This window comes from Streptomyces sp. NPDC026589 (genome assembly GCF_040638385.1).
GTDB lineage: Bacteria > Actinomycetota > Actinomycetes > Streptomycetales > Streptomycetaceae > Streptomyces.
The window spans coordinates 259,792-276,444 of the sequence record NZ_JBEZYG010000001.1; the positions used below are offsets into that span (position 1 = coordinate 259,792).

General features: G+C 69.6%; 16 protein-coding genes. 15 read left to right on the forward strand and 1 reads right to left on the reverse strand.

Annotation, left to right across the window (positions count from 1 at the left end; translation table 11 throughout):
- Positions 1–24: 24 nt before the first annotated feature.
- The 3 genes from AB0F29_RS01155 (at position 25) to AB0F29_RS01165 (ending at position 1,984) form a co-directional block, all read left to right on the forward strand.
- Positions 25–195 carry a hypothetical protein gene (locus tag AB0F29_RS01155; protein ID WP_361866515.1) on the forward strand — a complete coding sequence of 57 codons (171 nt, stop codon included), beginning with the start codon at positions 25–27 and terminating at the stop codon, positions 193–195.
- On the forward strand, positions 185–1,114 hold the full coding sequence (locus tag AB0F29_RS01160; protein WP_361866517.1) for a hypothetical protein: 930 nt from the start codon (positions 185–187) through the stop codon (positions 1,112–1,114). Before AB0F29_RS01155 ends, AB0F29_RS01160 begins: the two co-directional genes overlap by 11 nt.
- Positions 1,115–1,600: 486 nt before the next feature.
- Entirely contained in the window at positions 1,601–1,984 is a 384-nt protein-coding gene (locus tag AB0F29_RS01165; RefSeq protein ID WP_361866518.1) for a hypothetical protein, read from the forward strand.
- A 27-nt stretch (positions 1,985–2,011) separates the two neighbouring features.
- Here AB0F29_RS01165 and AB0F29_RS01170 read toward each other — a convergent pair whose 3' ends face one another.
- Positions 2,012–2,872: a hypothetical protein gene (locus AB0F29_RS01170; protein ID WP_361866519.1), complete on the reverse strand. Its 861-nt coding sequence runs from the start codon at positions 2,870–2,872 to the stop codon at positions 2,012–2,014.
- A 1,077-nt stretch (positions 2,873–3,949) separates the two neighbouring features.
- Between AB0F29_RS01170 and AB0F29_RS01175 the strand changes: the two genes are divergently transcribed.
- The 12 genes from AB0F29_RS01175 (at position 3,950) to AB0F29_RS01230 (ending at position 16,633) form a co-directional block, all read left to right on the forward strand.
- Positions 3,950–4,408, forward strand: a complete 459-nt coding sequence (locus AB0F29_RS01175) for a hypothetical protein (protein ID WP_361866521.1) — start codon at positions 3,950–3,952, stop codon at positions 4,406–4,408.
- Positions 4,405–5,619, forward strand: a complete 1,215-nt coding sequence (locus AB0F29_RS01180) for a hypothetical protein (RefSeq protein ID WP_361866523.1) — start codon at positions 4,405–4,407, stop codon at positions 5,617–5,619. Before AB0F29_RS01175 ends, AB0F29_RS01180 begins: the two co-directional genes overlap by 4 nt.
- Positions 5,610–6,878 carry an MFS transporter gene (locus AB0F29_RS01185; RefSeq protein WP_361866524.1) on the forward strand — a complete coding sequence of 423 codons (1,269 nt, stop codon included), beginning with the start codon at positions 5,610–5,612 and terminating at the stop codon, positions 6,876–6,878. Before AB0F29_RS01180 ends, AB0F29_RS01185 begins: the two co-directional genes overlap by 10 nt.
- 286 nt (positions 6,879–7,164) lie before the next feature.
- Complete coding sequence (locus AB0F29_RS01190; RefSeq protein ID WP_361867013.1) at positions 7,165–7,386, forward strand: hypothetical protein; 222 nt, start codon at positions 7,165–7,167, stop codon at positions 7,384–7,386.
- 704 nt (positions 7,387–8,090) lie between these two features.
- Positions 8,091–9,554 carry a group II intron reverse transcriptase/maturase gene (gene ltrA / locus AB0F29_RS01195; RefSeq protein ID WP_361866526.1) on the forward strand — a complete coding sequence of 488 codons (1,464 nt, stop codon included), beginning with the start codon at positions 8,091–8,093 and terminating at the stop codon, positions 9,552–9,554.
- A 292-nt stretch (positions 9,555–9,846) separates the two neighbouring features.
- Complete coding sequence (locus AB0F29_RS01200) at positions 9,847–11,061, forward strand: IS110 family transposase (RefSeq protein ID WP_361866528.1); 1,215 nt, start codon at positions 9,847–9,849, stop codon at positions 11,059–11,061.
- Positions 11,062–11,302: 241 nt separating this feature from the next.
- Positions 11,303–12,445 (forward strand): AAA family ATPase, encoded by a 1,143-nt coding sequence (locus tag AB0F29_RS01205; protein ID WP_361867014.1) that lies wholly within the window; start codon positions 11,303–11,305, stop codon positions 12,443–12,445.
- A complete protein-coding gene (locus AB0F29_RS01210) occupies positions 12,442–14,241 on the forward strand; it encodes a hypothetical protein (RefSeq protein ID WP_361866529.1) in 1,800 nt (599 codons plus the stop codon). The genes AB0F29_RS01205 and AB0F29_RS01210 overlap by 4 nt, the downstream gene beginning before the upstream one ends.
- A gap of 250 nt (positions 14,242–14,491) precedes the next feature.
- The gene (locus AB0F29_RS01215) at positions 14,492–14,941 is read left to right on the forward strand and encodes a hypothetical protein (protein ID WP_361866531.1); all 450 of its coding nucleotides are present in this window, start codon (positions 14,492–14,494) and stop codon (positions 14,939–14,941) included.
- A gap of 99 nt (positions 14,942–15,040) precedes the next feature.
- Positions 15,041–15,466, forward strand: a complete 426-nt coding sequence (locus AB0F29_RS01220) for a hypothetical protein (RefSeq protein WP_361866533.1) — start codon at positions 15,041–15,043, stop codon at positions 15,464–15,466.
- Positions 15,463–16,311, forward strand: coding sequence for a relaxase/mobilization nuclease (locus AB0F29_RS01225; RefSeq protein ID WP_361866535.1), 849 nt, complete (start codon positions 15,463–15,465; stop codon positions 16,309–16,311). The genes AB0F29_RS01220 and AB0F29_RS01225 overlap by 4 nt, the downstream gene beginning before the upstream one ends.
- Before the next feature lie 13 nt (positions 16,312–16,324).
- Positions 16,325–16,633, forward strand: coding sequence for a hypothetical protein (locus AB0F29_RS01230; RefSeq protein ID WP_361866537.1), 309 nt, complete (start codon positions 16,325–16,327; stop codon positions 16,631–16,633).
- Positions 16,634–16,653: the final 20 nt, after the last annotated feature.

The following is a 16,653-nucleotide window of genomic DNA, read 5'->3' on the forward strand; positions in this document are numbered from 1 at the left end:
TGTCAGGCCGAGCACGAAGACCTCATGGCGCAGGTCGCCGACCGCGAAGCCCAGATGGAACACGATCTGATCGCCGCCTACGACGAGTGCGAACTCGACTTCAGTCCGGTTCCGAAGCCGGAAGCCGACCCCGCCCGCCGGATACCTCCGCCGCGCCGATCGCCGGCCTCCCGCAGGAGGAGCCGTGGCCGCTGACGTGGAGAACACCCCCGATGCTCGCCGGACGGCTCCGCTTGCGCCGCTGCCCAACCACCGCGACGTGAACACCCCGTGGTGGCAGGAGCTGTGGCGCCGCCACGCGCACATCACTACACCGCTGCGGGCGCGCGGACTGCAGTGTGACATCGAGTTCGGCCTCAGCGCCTACATCGTGCGCGTGCCGCTCCCCGACGACAGTTACCTGATCATCGGCCCGCCGCAGGAGCCGTCGTCCGAACGCCCTCCCGGAGATCCGGAAGGCTGGATCGCAACCCGTGAGCACCCCGACGACCAGGCGCTGTTCGAGGTCCTCTACGACTCGGCTCCCTCCGGCGATGCTGGCATTCCCCAGCGGGCCGAAGCCCGCCACGGGGGCAGCGCCCAGCCCCTGATCGAGGCACTCGACCATCGCCTCAAGCAGCTCGGACTGCTACCGCATCCCGTCCTGCCCCACGAAAGCCCGCACGTGCACCCAGCTCAGGCGCCGCCCGAACCGTCCAGGGCCCCGGACGACCACGCCGCAGCAAACCGCGCTCCCTCCTACGTCTACGGCGACGCGATGCTTGCTCTGACCGACCGGCTCAACGGAGCCGAGTCCCACGCTGATGCCGCTGCTCTCCTCCACCAGGTCCTGGATCCGGTCAACGGCCTGCTGGAGCGGCTCGGCGAATTCTTCGAGGCAGCCGGCGAGAAGGCCAAGGAAGCCGAGGAGGACGACGGTCTCGACCTGTCCTACGACCTCGCCGACGCCGCCGCCGAGATCCGCGATCTCGGCGAGGTCCTGCACGTGGCCGAGGAGCGGATGCGGTCGCTCACCCCGCCCGTTCCCACGCCGCGGCTCCACTCCGCCCCTGCCCGTGCGGCGTCCCTGCCCGCGCGCGCCCTCCCGCCGGCACAACCACGCCACACGCGCTGACGCCGCTCCACCAGCGCCGCCCTTCCGCCGTCGCCGGAGACCGCACCAACGACGAGCCGCACGCGCTGCTCCCCTCCCCTTCCTGCAGATCCAGCGGCCTGACACGCGCGCAGCCTGCTGGCCGCCAGCCGGAGGAGCTATTTCATTCCATCCCATCCCGCACTCGTGCGCCCTCGTCCGCAGGACAGCGCACGCTACCCAGCGCTACCTCACAAGCAGTGCCCGCAGAGGGTTTTGCTCATGATCGGCACCCGCACACGGTGCTCATCACGCACGGAATCCCTCGTTTCTACAGGAAGCAGTGGTCAGCAAACTGCGGTCCCTACACGCGATGTAGGTTCCGCGATCCGGTGCGCACTGTGCCCGTGAGATGCGCACCGAATGCGCAATTCCGAGGATCTGTGCGCACTGACTCCGGACGGTAACTAGCTTCCGGTCTATGGTCATCCGGAGTCCAGCACGGGTACACGCGAGTACGACCAGCCGATGGCGTCAGTGCGCTACGACGACGCGTCGGTCCGCAAGGTCCTGTTCAAGGAGCTGCGGTTGGCAGTTTTCACGTGGTCGGTTCCATGGCGGAACTTCGAGCTGCGCAAGCACCCGAAGCGGTACCTGCGCAACTGGACGTCCGCCGGCCCCCGCTTCGTCAGGCGCATCCTGGCGGCGTCCGACCCGCAACTCACCCTCAAGGCCCGCCTGCGCTACGGCACCGCCACCGCCGAGCCCACGATGCCTAGCCTGAGCGAGGCTGACATCGCCGTGAGGGTGCCCAAGATGCCCGGCATCTGTTGCCGTCCTGGACATTGCGGCTGCTGCCGCCCAAGAGCCCGCACCAGCCGAGGATCGCGAGCATCCGTCGCGCCTGCGTGAGCCTCATGCTCATTCCCGGACCAGGTCTCAGTCGCCGCCCCCGCCGCACCCGCTGCCGCAGGAGTGGGTGTCGACGTCGTTGGCCCAGCTGCCCCCGTCGCCCGGGCCCTCACCGTCGGTACGGCCCGGGGTCCGGCTCCCGCGTGGTGCCTGCGGGAGGACGGGCGCGAATTCCCTCCTGCGCACCGCGTCGAGCGTCGCGGGCGAAACCCTCGCCAGTTCGGCCTCGGCCCGTTGCCGGCAGTGCTCGTTGAAACGTCTCCAGCGCCGGGTCATCTCGCCCGGCCACGCTGCGGAGAGCAGCGAGAGAAAGGCCCAGACGGCGAGCTGTGCAAGGACCCACGCGGCCACGTCGTCCGTGGGGAGGAACGGCACCGGTGCCCCGGCCGGGATGGAATGGAAGGCCATGCCGACGCCCGCCAGAAACCCGGCGCTCACGGAGAGGACCCGGCCGCGCTCCGCGAACCAGCGCAGACCCGTCTTCTCCTGGGCGAGTGCGGTCCGGTAGGGCTCGAAGTGCGGTTCCCGCCGCAGCTCGTACAGCTTCGCTCCCTCGGGACCACGGTCCCCGATGCAGTGGGCGAGCGCGCGCAGCGTGGGACCGGCCGGTTCCGGAGCCCCCGGGACCACGGTCAGAACACCCTCCTCCGACACCTCCACGACCTTGTCGGCGACGAGCGCACACACCGCGACCCGTGCGGCGTAGTACTCGCGTTCCACCTGCTCCGCCGCGGCCACGGGGCCAATGCCCTCGGCCAGGTACCGGCGGATCGTTGCACGGTCGGCCCGGCCACGTCGCCGGAACCAGACCCCCAGCGCGCAGTTCGCCACCACGAAGCCCAGCAGCCAGCCCGCCACTATGTTCCAGTCGTCGGGTATCCACCCCATAGCGACTCCCCCGCCCTAGGCCAAGGACTTGGTGCCCCGTTCCGGGAGTGGTCATGCCGCTGCGGGGCCACGACCCGGGGCGGGAGCCCGGTGTCCACCACCAACTGAGCGTTGCCGACCATGTTGTTCGTGATCACTCAGCACGCACCGGTTGCGGGCCCGGACCTCGATCTGGGGCAGGGCCCGCGTACGGAGCTCCCTCAGCTCGGTGATCTCAGTACCCCGGCATGCCGGGGCCGCTGCCTCAAAGAGGCGCACTGGATCACCGCTGGCGCGAGCCCGGTCGCCACCCGCGTCGAGGACCTGGTCACCCGCTCTTACGACCTCGCCACACGATGCCACGCGCACAGAGGCAGAGCCGATGCCCACACCGGAGCAGCGCTGCCCCTCTTCGAGGGCGAACCACCGCACCTAGCCGACCGAGTATGCCCGCGCACCTTGACGACGAAGGCAGCCAGGACCACCAGTCGGTCCCCGGCACCGCCCGCATAGTCGCCGGACACCGTCTGGTCACCATGCGAGCGCAACATAGCCGACGATCGCCGGTTACCCCAACCGGCGATCGTGGCGACCATTGAAGCTCACCCCATCCCCCGACCCCCTGCGGAGAACTGGCGAACACGTCCTACGCACGGCCCCAGCAGCAGATCAAACTACCCACAGTAATTAGGCCCATAACCTGACCGGCAACTCTGCTCATGATCACCGCACCCTCGCGCTGCTCATCAGACGCGGATTCCGGTATTTCCGCAGGAAGCAGTGCTCATGAGATCGCGCTCCCTACAGAGTTTCCGTCTCCCTGACGACCGCAGTCGACTCGGAACTTCCCCATGAGGCGAACCACATCCGTGCGCAGCTCGGCAGGTCAGCTCTGCGGGCCATCGAGACGTGGCTCGCCGAAACGGAAAGCTTCGAGCGGCAGGTCCGCGCGGTCGCGCAGGACGAGGCACCAGCCCTGTCTCACGCACCTGGCCCGCGCGCGCTCACTGTCCGCCCAGCTCTACCACCTGCACTTCCCACGATTTCGGCTCACCGCTGACCTTTCCACCCCACCAACGAGAGGGGAAATCCACCCCCTTGCAACCCGGCCCCCACTTCGCCTTCGCCGACCATGACACCCACGGCTTCGTCGCCTCCTTCACCCCCGCCATGCCCGCGCACCTCGCCCACTGGTTCCTGGAACGTGAGCAGTTCGAGCCCGTTCCCGGAGAGGCTGGCCTGTACCGGCTCAGTGAGCCCGAACGTGACGGTGCTCGGCGCATCCGCCAGGCCGTCCACGACCTGCGCCGCAAGGGCTACACCGTGCAGGCCGACATCCGCCTCGACCCGTCCCTCTCCGCCGGTCCGCCAAACCCGGTCCGGCCGAACGGACTCATGGAACGTCGCAGCCGTCTCGCTCAGGCTGCCGCCAGTCGGACGACGCAGCGCTCCGCACCACCCACCACGTCCCCGCCCTCGGCCCGGCCGATCCCGCCGAAGCCCACCTACGCTCCGACCGTCCACCTGACGGCCTCCGGCGGCGGGCGGTCCCGATGACGCCTTCGAGTAATCCGGCCCCCGACAGCCACCAGCCGAGCGCCGCCGAACTGGCCAACGGTGCAGGCGACTTCCGGGTCCGCATGGCGGTCATCGACTGCGAGATGGAAGCCGCGCTCGACATGACACGCGACCGCTACGGCCGCACCGTCCACGCAGGCGCCGCGGAAGCCGTACGGGCCCACCGCGACAAGGCGGCGCTTGAGGCGTACAGCATCCACCTCGCCCCCCACGCCGAAGCGCTGCTCGATACCGCCCGCCGCGTACTCGACGAGCTGCCGTCCGCCCGGCACCTGGCCGGATGGTGCGCCGTGCTGGAGGGGCTGGCCACCTCCACCACCGAGCTCCGCCGGGCACTCGACCGGCCGGCCGCCCCAGGCTCCCCGGCCGAACGCGCGCAGCACTCGGCTCTGTGGCCGCACCTCACCGCCTGGGCGGACCACAGCGTCGTCGCCGGCAACCTCGCCGGCCAGCGCGATAAGCAGCACCACAAAGCGCCCCTGACCAGCGAAGAACAGCAGACATGGACCGAGATGGCCCAGGCCGCGCAGCGGCGTGGCGAGCTGGAGCTGACCGAGTCGTGGTACGCCGCCGACGGACAGCCGATCACCCTCGCTTACCTGGTCGAGGACGACGAATCAACGGTCGTCGCGCTACACGGCGACCCGGGCGCACCGGGCTGGCAGGTGATCGGGCACTACGCCCACGAATACCAGGCAGGAAAGGTACTGCCCGCGCCGGTCCCTCCCGGCGTGCTGCGCCCCGACGTCTCCCGGTTCAACCGTCCGGTGCCGGCCCCGGAGGCGTCCCTGCAGGAACTCATCCGCGACGCCGTCGAGGCCCAGCAGGCCGGCGACGCGTCCAACGCCCTGCTCAGTGCCACCCAGCGCGACTACGACGCGGGCCCCATGGTCCGCCTCCAGGAACTCCTGGAAACCAGTGGCCAGTTCGCCACCGCCCTGGAGACCGCGCAGGGCCGCCAGATCGGCGCCCGGCTCTCGGCGCTCGGCCGGCAGATCAAGTTCCTCACCCGCGAAGTCGAGGAGGCGGCCGAGGACCTCGGGGCGACCGTCGCCGTCCTGCCCCCGCACCGCACCCCCGTGCTGCGTACCCGCCCGCGCCCGGCGGTGGACACCACGCCACCCGCGCCGCCGCCCCGCGCCAGCACGCCCGCCACCGCTGAGCACCGAGAAAGTACCCGTTGTCTCTGACCGCACCCCCGACCCCGGCACCGCGCATCACCTATGGCGCGGTGCTGGGCAGTCCGTACGTCGCCCGCCTCCTCGGCGGCACCCTCACTGGCCGACTCCCCAACGGCATGGCCCCCGTCGCCATCGTCCTGTGGGCCACAACGAGCGGATGCGGCATCGCTTTCGGAGGACTGCTCAGCGCCCTGTATGGGCTGTCCTCGGCGCTGGTGCAACCGGTCAAGGGCCGCCTCATGGACCGCCACGGCCAGATGGTGGTGCACCTTCCGGCCGCCCTGCTCAACTCGGCTTTCCTGGTGGCCCTGCCCCTGGCCGGGTCGTTCGGCGGATCCGGCCTCGCCACGGCCATCGTCGTCGCCGGCGGCCTCACGACCCCGCCTTTGGAGGCAGGTCTGCGGGCGCTGTGGCCGAGCGTGCTCCCCGACCCCCGGCTGCGGCACGCCGCGCTCGCCCTCGACACTGGCACTCAGGGCCTGCTCTACATCGCCGGCCCCCTGCTCGTGGCCGTGCTCGCCTCCACGTACGACCCCGTCGTCGCGCTCGCCGTGACCGCTCTCCTCGGGCTGGTCGGCACCGCCGTGGTCGCCCTCGCTCCGCCATCGCGGCGCTGGCGGCCGGCATCGTCAACAGACCCGCAGAACGTGGCGAATCGCCGGTTGACCAGCCCCGGCCTGGTGCTTCTGTTCGTCTCTCTCACCGGCACCGGGTTCGCGATCGGCGCGATGAACGTGTGGTCGATCGCCATGGCCGAGCACCACGAGCAGGACATGCTCTCGGGCATCATCCCCGCCGCGTTCTCCACCGGCAGCTTCCTGGGCGGCCTCATCTACGGGCGCCGCACCTGGAAGGGAACCACCGCCCACCGGCTGATCACCGCCGGAGCCGTGTTCCTCGCCGGGTGGCTCCCGCTCATGGCGCTGCCCGGGCCCTTGGCGGCCACCATCGCGGTCACCGTCCCCGGTGCGCTCCTGACCGTCGTGGTGGCCTGCGCCTACGTGACCACGGACGCTCTTGCCCCGGCGGGCCGGACCAGCGAGGCGTACGCGTGGCTGATCCTGTCGATCGGCGTCGGACAGTCCGCCGGCACTGCCCTGGCCGGACGCCTCGCCGAGCAGCCGCTCGCCAGCGCGGCGCTCCCTGCCGCCGGAGCGGCCCTCGCTCTCGCTGTCCTGCTCGCCGCGCGTCGGCACCTGGGCCCCACCGGACAGCTGCCGCGCGGCCGACCCCGCCGCCCATTTCGAGGCCAGCACAAGACGCCCTGATCAGGGCGCCCCCACTACCTTCCAGCTCTTCTGAGGAGACCCATTCATGGCTGTTGTTGGTACACCCGGCTACCAGAACGTGCGGAAAGGCGAGTCAGGTAGCTGCGGGGCGGTGAGGCCCGCCCTGGAGCATGTCGGCAGTCATTGCCCATCGTTCGTGGTCCAGCCACGCACCGGAGGCGTGCTGGAAGTTCCGGGCCCGCCTCGCTTTCGCCCAACACCCCACCGCTTTCCCGCCACCACCGATAGGAGATCCGCCTTGCCCGAAGCACCAGCAGAGCCGTTCATGACGATCCGGCACACCATCACTGGCGAGATCACCACCACCGGCTACAACGCCGCCGCCCGGCGGATCCTGCTCCAAGACGGCTTCGAAGAGACGCCCAGCTGCGCCTGCCGAGCGACGGAACGCGGTACGGAGCGGACGCACGGGCCTGCTCGTCAGCAAGCGAGCTGCTCGTCGCCGACCACCCCCTGCACCTGGACCGAGCCCTCGGTCGGCCGGTGAGCGCCGACGGTACCCCGTTATCTTTTTCGCGGTCCTGCAACGGGGCCGCTGGCCTCTGGGCCCGGCATGACTGTTGCCCCCTGTCGAAGGAATGACCTGGGGGGGTGGTGTCAGTGCGCCGTGAAGCGTTGTGAACTCGTGCGGAGGTGAGAGACCGTCGCCGCCGTCCTGTCGCAGCAGGGCGGTGAAGCTGGGGGCAGCCTGATCCGGGAGATGCCGGTGAGGGCGAGAGCGGCCCCGACAAAGCCGGGACGGGCCAGAACTGCCAGATGGTTCGGGTCCGGCAAGCGTGATGGAGAGGAGTACGAGAGGAACCAGCGTCTACGTCTCTCAACCCCCCGCCGGCTCAAACCTGTGCAGATATGGGCCGGATGCGGTGCGTCCTCGAACCGGGTGACCGGAGCGGGGAACTTCTGGACGGGCTTTGACATGCCCGTCAGGAGGCCACGGTGAAGTGCTGCGGGGTAGCCGTGGCGAGGCCGCAGGGACGGAGCTGGGCTCCTACTTCGTCGAGCGAGTTGCAGTGAACACGGGAACCGTTCCGGCTCTCGCCCTTTGCCAGGGATCCGCTCTGGTAGAAGGGCTGGGTTCATCGTCGGCCGATCGGGCCGGAGCGGGGCGGAGTCGCCGTAGTACTCCGAGCGCGCGAAAGGCGCGTACATGGGGAAGGGCGGCAACGGTATCGAGAAGGGAAGGAGGCTGCAATGCCGAAAGACGCACCGTTGAACGACGGTGCCGCGCTTATCGAAGACTCGGAAGAGTCCGATGGGCGGGTATCGGGGATGCAGGCCAAGCTTCACCGTCGGGCAGCGGCCGATCCTGGCCGCAGGTTCGACGACCTGTTCAATTTCGTGCACGATCCGATGACGCTGCGACATGCGTTCAATCGGATCGCGGGCAACAAGGGGGCCCGAACTGCGGGCATGGACGGCGTCACTGTCGCCCATGTTGAAGAGCAGATCGGAGTTTTCCGTTTTCTGGACGGCCTGCGGACCAGCCTGAAGGATGGCTCGTTTCGGCCCCAGCCGGTGCGGGAACGCAAGATTCCCAAGCCGGGTGGTTCGGGGAAGGTTCGCTCCCTCGGGATTCCGACGGTGGCGGACCGGGTTGTCCAGGCGGCGCTGAAGTTGGTGCTGGAACCGATTTTCGAGGCCGACTTCGAGCCGGTCTCATACGGGTTCCGGCCCGAGCGGCGAGCCCACGACGCGATCGCTGAGATTCAGCTGTTCGGCACCAAAGGCTATCGCTGGGTGTTGGATGCTGACATCGAAGCGGCCTTCGACACCGTTTCGCATTCCGCTCTCCTTGAGCGATTGCGCAAGCGGGTCAAGGACAAGCGGGTCGTGGCACTGGTGAAGGCGTTCCTCAAGTCCGGGGTTCTTACCGAACTTGGAGACCGGAGGGCTACCGACACCGGGACGCCGCAGGGCGGTGTTCTGTCTCCATTGCTGTTCAACATAGCCATGTCGGCGCTTGATGAGCGCCTGCAAGGGCCGTGGAAGGACGGCGGGACCATGGGAACCGCTAGCCGACGCGTGCGACGGCGCGCAAAGGGCCTGCCGAACTGGAAGGTCTGCCGTTATGCGGACGACTTTGTGGTGCTCGTGCACGGCTCCCGCGACGACGTCGAGAAGTTGCAGCATGAAATCACTGAAGTGCTCGAACCGCTCGGGCTGCGGATTTCACCTGCCAAGACCCGAATCGTGCACATGAGTGAAGCGTTCGACTTCCTTGGGTTCCGCATCCAGTGGAAACACAAGCGAGGAACGGACAAGTGGTACGTCTACACGTTCATTGCGGACCGGCCGATCCGGTCGCTGAAGGACAGGATTCGTGCCCTTACGAGCAGGAAGTCGCAGCAGAATCCCAGGGATGTGCTGGTCAGAATCAACCTGATCATGCACGGTTGGGCCAACTACTTCCGGCACGCGGTCTGCAAACACACCCTGAGCAACCTGGCGAATTTCGTCTGGTGGCGGATGGTGAAATGGATGCAAACCCTGCATCGCTGGAAGTGGAAGGACGTTCGCCGGTGGCTCAAGGCTCCAGACGGGAGCTGGAAGCCGATTTCTGCGGACGGAGTCGAGTTGTTCGATATGGCGGCGGTGCCGGTTACCCGCTACCGCTACCGGGGCAACAGGATTACCAATCCCTGGACCTCCGCATAACCACGCACGACGGCAGAGACCGTGGAGAGCCCGTTGCGTCGTAAGGCGCACGGCGGGTTCGGCGAGCGGCCTGGGAAAACGGACCGGGAGCAATCTCGGCACCGCGTCCCAGGCCGACTCAACCCGGGTCTGGAGGTGTCGTCACAGACGCTGATGAGAGGTCCGGCCACCGTCCGGTCCGGCGCAATGCCGGACGGTTCGCGGGCGGCAGGTCTGCATAACGTGGATGCGCGAGCACGACACCAACGCCGAGGCCAGCACTGTGAACACCCTTTGGGGAGAGGGAGTAACGATGTTCGACACCACTGAGGTGAGCGTGTTCCTCGGCCTGGACGTCGGCAAGAGCGCCCATCACGGGCACGGGCTGACCCCGTCCGGCAAGAAGGTCTTCGACAAGCAGCTGCCCAACAGCGAACCGAAGCTGCGGGCCGTCTTCGACAAGCTGGCCGCAAAATTCGGCACAGTCCTGGTGATCGTGGACCAGCCCGCCTCCATCGGCGCCCTGCCCCTGGCCGTGGCCCGGGACGCAGGCTGCCAGGTCGCCTACCTGCCCGGCCTGGCGATGCGCCGGATCGCCGACCTGTATCCCGGTGAGGCGAAGACCGACGCCAAGGACGCCGCGGTGATCGCGGACGCCGCCCGCACCCTGCCCCACACCCTGCGCGCGCTGGAACTCACCGACGAGATCACCGCCGAGCTGACCGTCCTGGTCGGCTTCGACCAGGACCTTGCAGCCGAGGCCACCCGCACCAGCAACCGGATACGCGGCCTGCTCACCCAGTTCCACCCCAGCCTGGAACGCGTCCTGGGTCCGCGTCTGGACCACCGGGCCGTCACCTGGCTCCTGGAACGCCACGGATCCCCGGCCGCCCTGCGGAAAGCCGGCCGCCGCAGACTCGTCGATCTCATCCGCCCGAAAGCCCCGCGCATGGCCGCCCGGCTGATCGACGAGGTCTTCGACGCACTGGACGAACAGACCGTTATCGTGCCAGGGACCGGCACCCTCGACACCGTCGTGCCGTCCCTGGCCCGCTCCCTCGGAGCTGTCCACGAACAGCGCCGGGCCCTGGAAACCCAGATCAGCACCCTGCTGGAGGCACACCCTCTTTCCCAGGTCCTGACCTCGATGCCGGGAGTCGGCGTCAGGACCGCAGCCGTGCTGCTGACCACCGTCGGCGACGGCACCAACTTCCCCACCGCCGCCCACCTCGCCTCCTACGCCGGCCTGGCCCCGACAACGAAGTCCTCGGGAACCTCGATTCATGGCGAACACGCACCCCGAGGCGGAAACCGACAGCTCAAACGGGCCATGTTCCTGTCCGCCTTCGCCTGCATGAACGCCGATCCCGCCTCCCGGATCTACTACGACAAGCAACGCGCCCGCGGAAAGACCCACACCCAGGCCCTCCTCCGCCTCGCACGCCAGCGCATCAGCGTCCTCTTCGCCATGCTCCGCGACGGAACCTTCTACGAGTCCCGAACCCCCGCCGTCACCCTCGCCGCATGAACGGGACCGACACCCCCAAAACCGACAGCGCAGGATTGACGAACGACATAGAGGCACCCCCCCCCGGTTGGCCCGGTCGCCGATGTCGGCACAGTCCGCGATCCGCTCCGAGAGCGGCCAGCCTCTCCAGCGCATCGCCAACCCCGCCCGCACCCGCACCTGTTGAAGGGGCCTCGTTTTGACCACACCCGGACCGCCTATCAGTCCAGCGCGCACCAAGGGCGGCGAGCTACGGGCCAAGGTGGCCCGACTGCTGGGTGACCGGCCGGCGGACACGCTCACCATCGGGGACATGGCCAGGCAGCTGGGCCACTCCCACGGCGCCGTCCGCAACGCCGCACTCACCCTGGTGCGACGCGGCGAGGCCGACCAAGGCCGAACCGGAAAACCGGAGTTCCGCGCGAACGCGAAAACCGCCGCAGCCGCGCAGAGCGCTGTGATCAGCCCCCCGGGCACCCACTCTCCCCGCGCCCAGGCGGCCAGGGCCCGCACGACCATTCCCGCAGCAGCCACGCCCAGGCAGACCGGCCCGATCCGCCGCGCGGGGGGCCAGCTCTACCACCCTCGGGAGCTGGCCGATCTGCCCGACGTCGAGGCGTTGAATCGCTTGCGCGACGCCGACGTGCCGGTGCTGCTCTACGGCCCTCCGGGCACCGGCAAGACGAGTCTGGTCGAGGCGGCGTTCCCGGACCTGCTCACCGTCGCCGGGGATGGCGACACCACGGTCGGCGACTTGATCGGCGAGTACACACAGGACGACGCGGGAGCGTACGTCTTCCAGTACGGTCCGCTGGTCACCGCGATGACCGAGGGCCGCGCCCTGCTGATCGACGATGCCACCTTGATCTCACCGAAGGTCCTGGCGTCGCTGTATCCGGCGATGGACGGGCGCAGGCAGATCCAGGTCAAGGCCCACAAGGGCGAGACCATCAAGGCCGAGCCGGGCTTCTACGTGGTGGCGGGCCATAATCCCGGCGTCCACGGGGCGGTGTTGACGGAGGCGCTCGCGAGCCGGTTCAGCGTGCAAATCCAGGTCGGCACGGACTATGACCTCGCCCTGGCGCTGAGGATCGATGCCCGGGTGGTCCGGGTCGCCCGACACCTCGCCCACCAGGTCGAACTCGGCGAGCTGGGCTGGGCCCCCCAACTGCGAGAGCTGCTCAGCTACCAGAAGACCGAGGCCGTCCTCGGCACCAAAGCCGCCCTCGCGAACCTGGTCGGCATCGCTCCTGTGGAGGATCGCGACGCCGTTGCCGCTGCCGTCATCAAGGCTGCTGGCGTCAAGGAGGTCGCTCCCCTCACCCTCGGCAAGCAGCTCTCCGCCTCGTCCGTCCGGCAGCCCCCGTGCAGCACCGGCTCCGCACACCGGGGCCGCTCGCGATGAGCGCCCACCACCACGTCCAGTCCCCCGCCACCACGCCGGACGACGACGCCGACCTCGCGCGCTGGGACGACGACGGCGCCCCGCCCGCGCAACCCCGTTCCTCCCCGGACGCGTGGCTGCGCGTGGGAGCCGAACTCGGCGACCGGCTGGTCGCCCTCTCCGGCCGCCAGGACCTCCTCGTCACCTGCCGCCCCGGCACGCGCAGCGGCGCACCGGCCGCGTTCTTCCCCACTCTGGGCGAGGTCGAGTTCGACGCCGGCCTGTTCGCCCCGCTCCAGCCCCACGAGATCAATCCGCGGATCGTGGGCGACGAGGACCGGTATCCCGCCGCCTGGGGAGTGTTCGTCCACGAGGCCGCCCACGCGGCCCACTCCGTCTGGACACAGCCTGCCGGGGCGAACCCCCGTGTCGTCGAGGCCGCGCTCCTGCTGGAGGAGAGCCGCGTCGAAGGCGCACACCTCATCACGCGGCCCACGGACCGCACGTACCTGCGCACCAGTGCCCGAACCCTGGTCATGCCCGACATCGCCCACCCCACCCTCCAGGGCATCGAGCACGCCGCCGCCGTGGCGGCCCTGGTCCTCGGCCGCCGTGACGTCGGCATCCTGGACGCCGGCGAGACCCGGGCCGTCGCCGATCTGTGCGAAAAGGTGCTGGGCGCAGACCTGCTGGCCACACTCACCCGCATCTGGACCGCAGCCCACCAGTGCGCCGACCACGACGCCACGACTATGCTCGCGCACGCTCAAAAATGGTGCGACGCTCTGGCCACCGCGGCCCCCGCCCTGCCCGTGCCGGAGAACCTCACCGATCTGCTGTCCGGCGCCGTGGGGGTCGTCATGGACAGCACGGCAGCCACCGACGCCGCCGACCTCGCGGCACAGGCCGCAGCGACCAACGCCCTGGCCGCGCAGTCCAAGGCGCAGGCTCAGGACCGCGCCCAGCGGGCCGGTCAGCGACGCAAAGCCGCCGCCACCGCCAAGTCGGTCTTCAACGCCCGTGGTGCCACCGTCACCCCCGACGGCACACCGGCGCCCTACGGCAACCCGGTCACCGGCACCCGCAGGCCCACCGCCGCCGAGCAGAGTGCCGCCGCGCGCCTGAGCCGCGCCCTGCGTGCCGCCGCCTACCGCGAGCGGACCGAGGAGCGGACCACCAGCCCCACCCCGCCCGGCCGCCTCAACATGCGCGCGGCCCTCGCCCGCGACGCTCAGCGCGCGGCCGGATCGGTCCCCACCGCAGAACCGTTCACCCACACCCGCCGCCGGAACTCCCCCACCCCACCGCTGCGTGTGGGGATCGCCGTCGACGTCTCCGGCTCCATGCGTGCCGCCTGCGCGCCCGTCGCGTCCGCTGCCTGGATCGTGGCACGCGCAGCAGCCCTGACCGACCCCGACTCCCTTACCGCCACCATCGCCTACGACCAACACCTGACCGCATTGACCCGGCCCACCCACCGAGCACCAGAGCGCGTGACGACGTTCGATGCCAACGGCGGCCACCACAACCTCGGCGACGCCATCGACGCTCTCGACCACGGCCTCGAACTCAGACGCCCCGGCACCGGCCGCCTCCTCGTGATCGTCACCGACGCCCGGTACGACAGCGACGAAACCGCTCAAGCCGTCACCCGCGTCAAGCAGCTCACGACCGCCGGCTGCGCCGTACTCCAGCTCACCCTCACCGCGAAGTCCCGCCACTTGCCGGGGACCACCTTACTGCACCTGCCCCAACCCTCCAGCGCGCCCGTCGCCATCGCCACGGCGGCCACAGACGCCATCCGCAGGACACGCTGAGACGACGCAAAAAGCGGAAGCGTCCCCGAGACCACCGCCAAGCACTCCGGACCACCTCCGTCCGCCGCATGAATCGTGCATCTGATGCACGACCCTCCGCAACGACGCAGGCCACCACCCCAACCGCCGACGAAAGGCACTCGATTTGAAGCCCCAGACAAGCAGCCCGACCTCGAACGTAACGCCCATCAAACGGAATTCCCCGGGGGTCAGTACGCACTGGACCGTGGAGCACGCCTGCTCCCACCAAGTGGATCATGACCTGTCCAGCCGTCCTGCCGACAAGCGGGCCGGATTCGCACGCTGGCTCGCGTCGAAGGACTGCACCGACTGCTGGAAAGCGGCGCGCGACGGCAACACCGAGTCCAAGGAGGAGTGGCTCGCGGCCAAGCGTGCCGAGGAGCAGGAAGCCGCCGTCGCGTGGGCGGAGCAGTTCGACATGCCGCAATTGGAGGGCCCGGAAAAGGCCCTGGACTGGGGCGGGCGCGGCCGCCACCAGCTGATGACGGCCGCGCACACCGCCCTGGTAGTGGAGGGGAGTTGGGACGAGGCGGACTGGGCGGAACTGGAGGAGAAGGCCCGTTCCATCACCCGAGCCGGATGGTGGATAGACCAGCGCGACGCTGAAGGCACTGACCTGCTCGAACTCCTCGACGCAGCCAGTGAGGCGGACCGCGGGACGGAGAACCCGTTCCGCTGACGGCGAGGCAACATAGCCGGGAAACGCCGGTTAGCCAAACCGGCGTTCCTCCGGACTATTGATGCTCCCACCCCGCCAGCCCTTGCGTGGAAGGAACTCATGTCCCAGCCCCCGCCCACCTCGGCGTTCGCACCGACGCCCGACCCGCTCACCCCCGACCGGGACATCACCCACCAGCACTTCCAGGCGGGTGACACCGTCGTCGTACTGAAGGGGGTGGCCGGCGGGGAGCTGCGGGGCGACGCGATGCGCGTCATCGCTCCCTCCTGGCACACCCCAACCGACGAGGACGGGTGGCGGCTGCGGGATGCGACCGGAGGCGCCCAGTCCTACGTCACCGCCCACCCTCGCTACCTCGTGCACCTCTCGCGGCGCTGCCCGGACTGCCTGATCTACCTGCGAGCCATGGAGGACGCTCTCCTTCCGCGGTTCGCCGACCGCAACGAACTGATCGACTGCGGCTGGTACACCACCACCGCCCTGGGCCAGCTGGTGCACATCGCCGACATACGGGGCGGCCGGTGATCCCTCGCCTCCACGAGCGGACCCACACGCCGCACGACCCGCTCGCCGATGCGCTAGGGCGGCCAGTCTCCCCGGACGAGGGCCTGACGGAGTACACGGTGGTTGCCCACTGGCCCGGCCTGGATTACTTCACCCTGGACGAGGAGCAGAAGATCTGGACGTCCGTCCAGTGGGCCGAGCACCTCGAAGACCCCTACTTGGAGCACCCGTTCGCCGCCAGCCCGGACGACGACCGGCACGCGATCCTCCACCTCACCGTCCGGCTTCACCCGGACGATCGGCAGCTGACCGGCCCGGAGTGGGCCGAAACCGCCCACCGGCTCGCGCGGGCCGCAGGTATCGAGATCCCCGGCAGGGAGCACGGCTGCCGGTGGATCGCCGTCCAGGCCCAGCCGCAGCGCCTCGACCTGATCGCCAACCTGATCTATCTCGACGGTGCGTGGCACACCCCGCCCACCGATATCCTGCGGCGCCTCGCGGACGAAGCGCGCCGCATCGAGCAGGACCTCCACCTGATCTCTCCGGTACGCACCGAGCCCACAACACGGCCCGCCATCAGGACGGCGCCCACCGGATCGGCCCAGCTCGCGAGCGTCCTCACTCAACTCGCCGACGAACAGGCCGGCCCCCTGGCCGCAGTCCGTGGACTCGTCGAGCACACCGCGCACCGGGTAGCCCGCCAGCCCGGAGCGACCAGCACCGACACCGCTCACCGCCTGGAGCTGATCGCTCGCCGCCTCCACGCCATCCAGCAGGACCTGGACACCACCGCCGCTCACCTGGTCCAGCCCCGTATCGCCGCCGCAACACCCACTACCCGGCGCACTACCCACCGACCGCCGTAGGAGAAACGCCTCTTTGACCCTCGCCACCTGCTTCGTGGACATCCGCCGCGACCCACACGCCGAGGAAGTCCTCGCCCGCGGGGGCGACTCCGAGGCGCACAGCGTCCTACAGCGGGCGGGGGCGGGATTCATCGCCGTCGTACGCGTCCCTGACACACGCAACGCGCTCACCGACCGGCACGCCCCGCACCCCGGCCGCAGCACCTGCAGCGCAGAGGTCCCCGCCACCGAACGCGAGCGCTCCGCCGTGTGCGCCTGCCCGCCCTCGCCCTGCACCCTCCCGGCCCCGCCGCCCCCGGTGGCCGCCGGACTGCGCCGCTGACTCCCACCTCGCCCAAGGAC

Excerpts from the sequence above, each read along its gene's own strand:
- AB0F29_RS01210 (WP_361866529.1), top strand. The coding sequence starts at position 12,442 with ATGAGCGCCCACCACCACGTCCAGTCCCCCGCCACCACGCCGGACGAC.
- AB0F29_RS01165 (WP_361866518.1), top strand. The coding sequence starts at position 1,601 with ATGGCGTCAGTGCGCTACGACGACGCGTCGGTCCGCAAGGTCCTGTTC.
- AB0F29_RS01190 (WP_361867013.1), top strand. The coding sequence starts at position 7,165 with ATGACGATCCGGCACACCATCACTGGCGAGATCACCACCACCGGCTAC.
- AB0F29_RS01170 (WP_361866519.1), bottom strand. The coding sequence starts at position 2,872 with ATGGGGTGGATACCCGACGACTGGAACATAGTGGCGGGCTGGCTGCTG.
- AB0F29_RS01200 (WP_361866528.1), top strand. The coding sequence starts at position 9,847 with ATGTTCGACACCACTGAGGTGAGCGTGTTCCTCGGCCTGGACGTCGGC.
- ltrA (WP_361866526.1), top strand. The coding sequence starts at position 8,091 with ATGCCGAAAGACGCACCGTTGAACGACGGTGCCGCGCTTATCGAAGAC.
- AB0F29_RS01155 (WP_361866515.1), top strand. The coding sequence starts at position 25 with ATGGCGCAGGTCGCCGACCGCGAAGCCCAGATGGAACACGATCTGATC.
- AB0F29_RS01180 (WP_361866523.1), top strand. The coding sequence starts at position 4,405 with ATGACGCCTTCGAGTAATCCGGCCCCCGACAGCCACCAGCCGAGCGCC.
- AB0F29_RS01220 (WP_361866533.1), top strand. The coding sequence starts at position 15,041 with ATGTCCCAGCCCCCGCCCACCTCGGCGTTCGCACCGACGCCCGACCCG.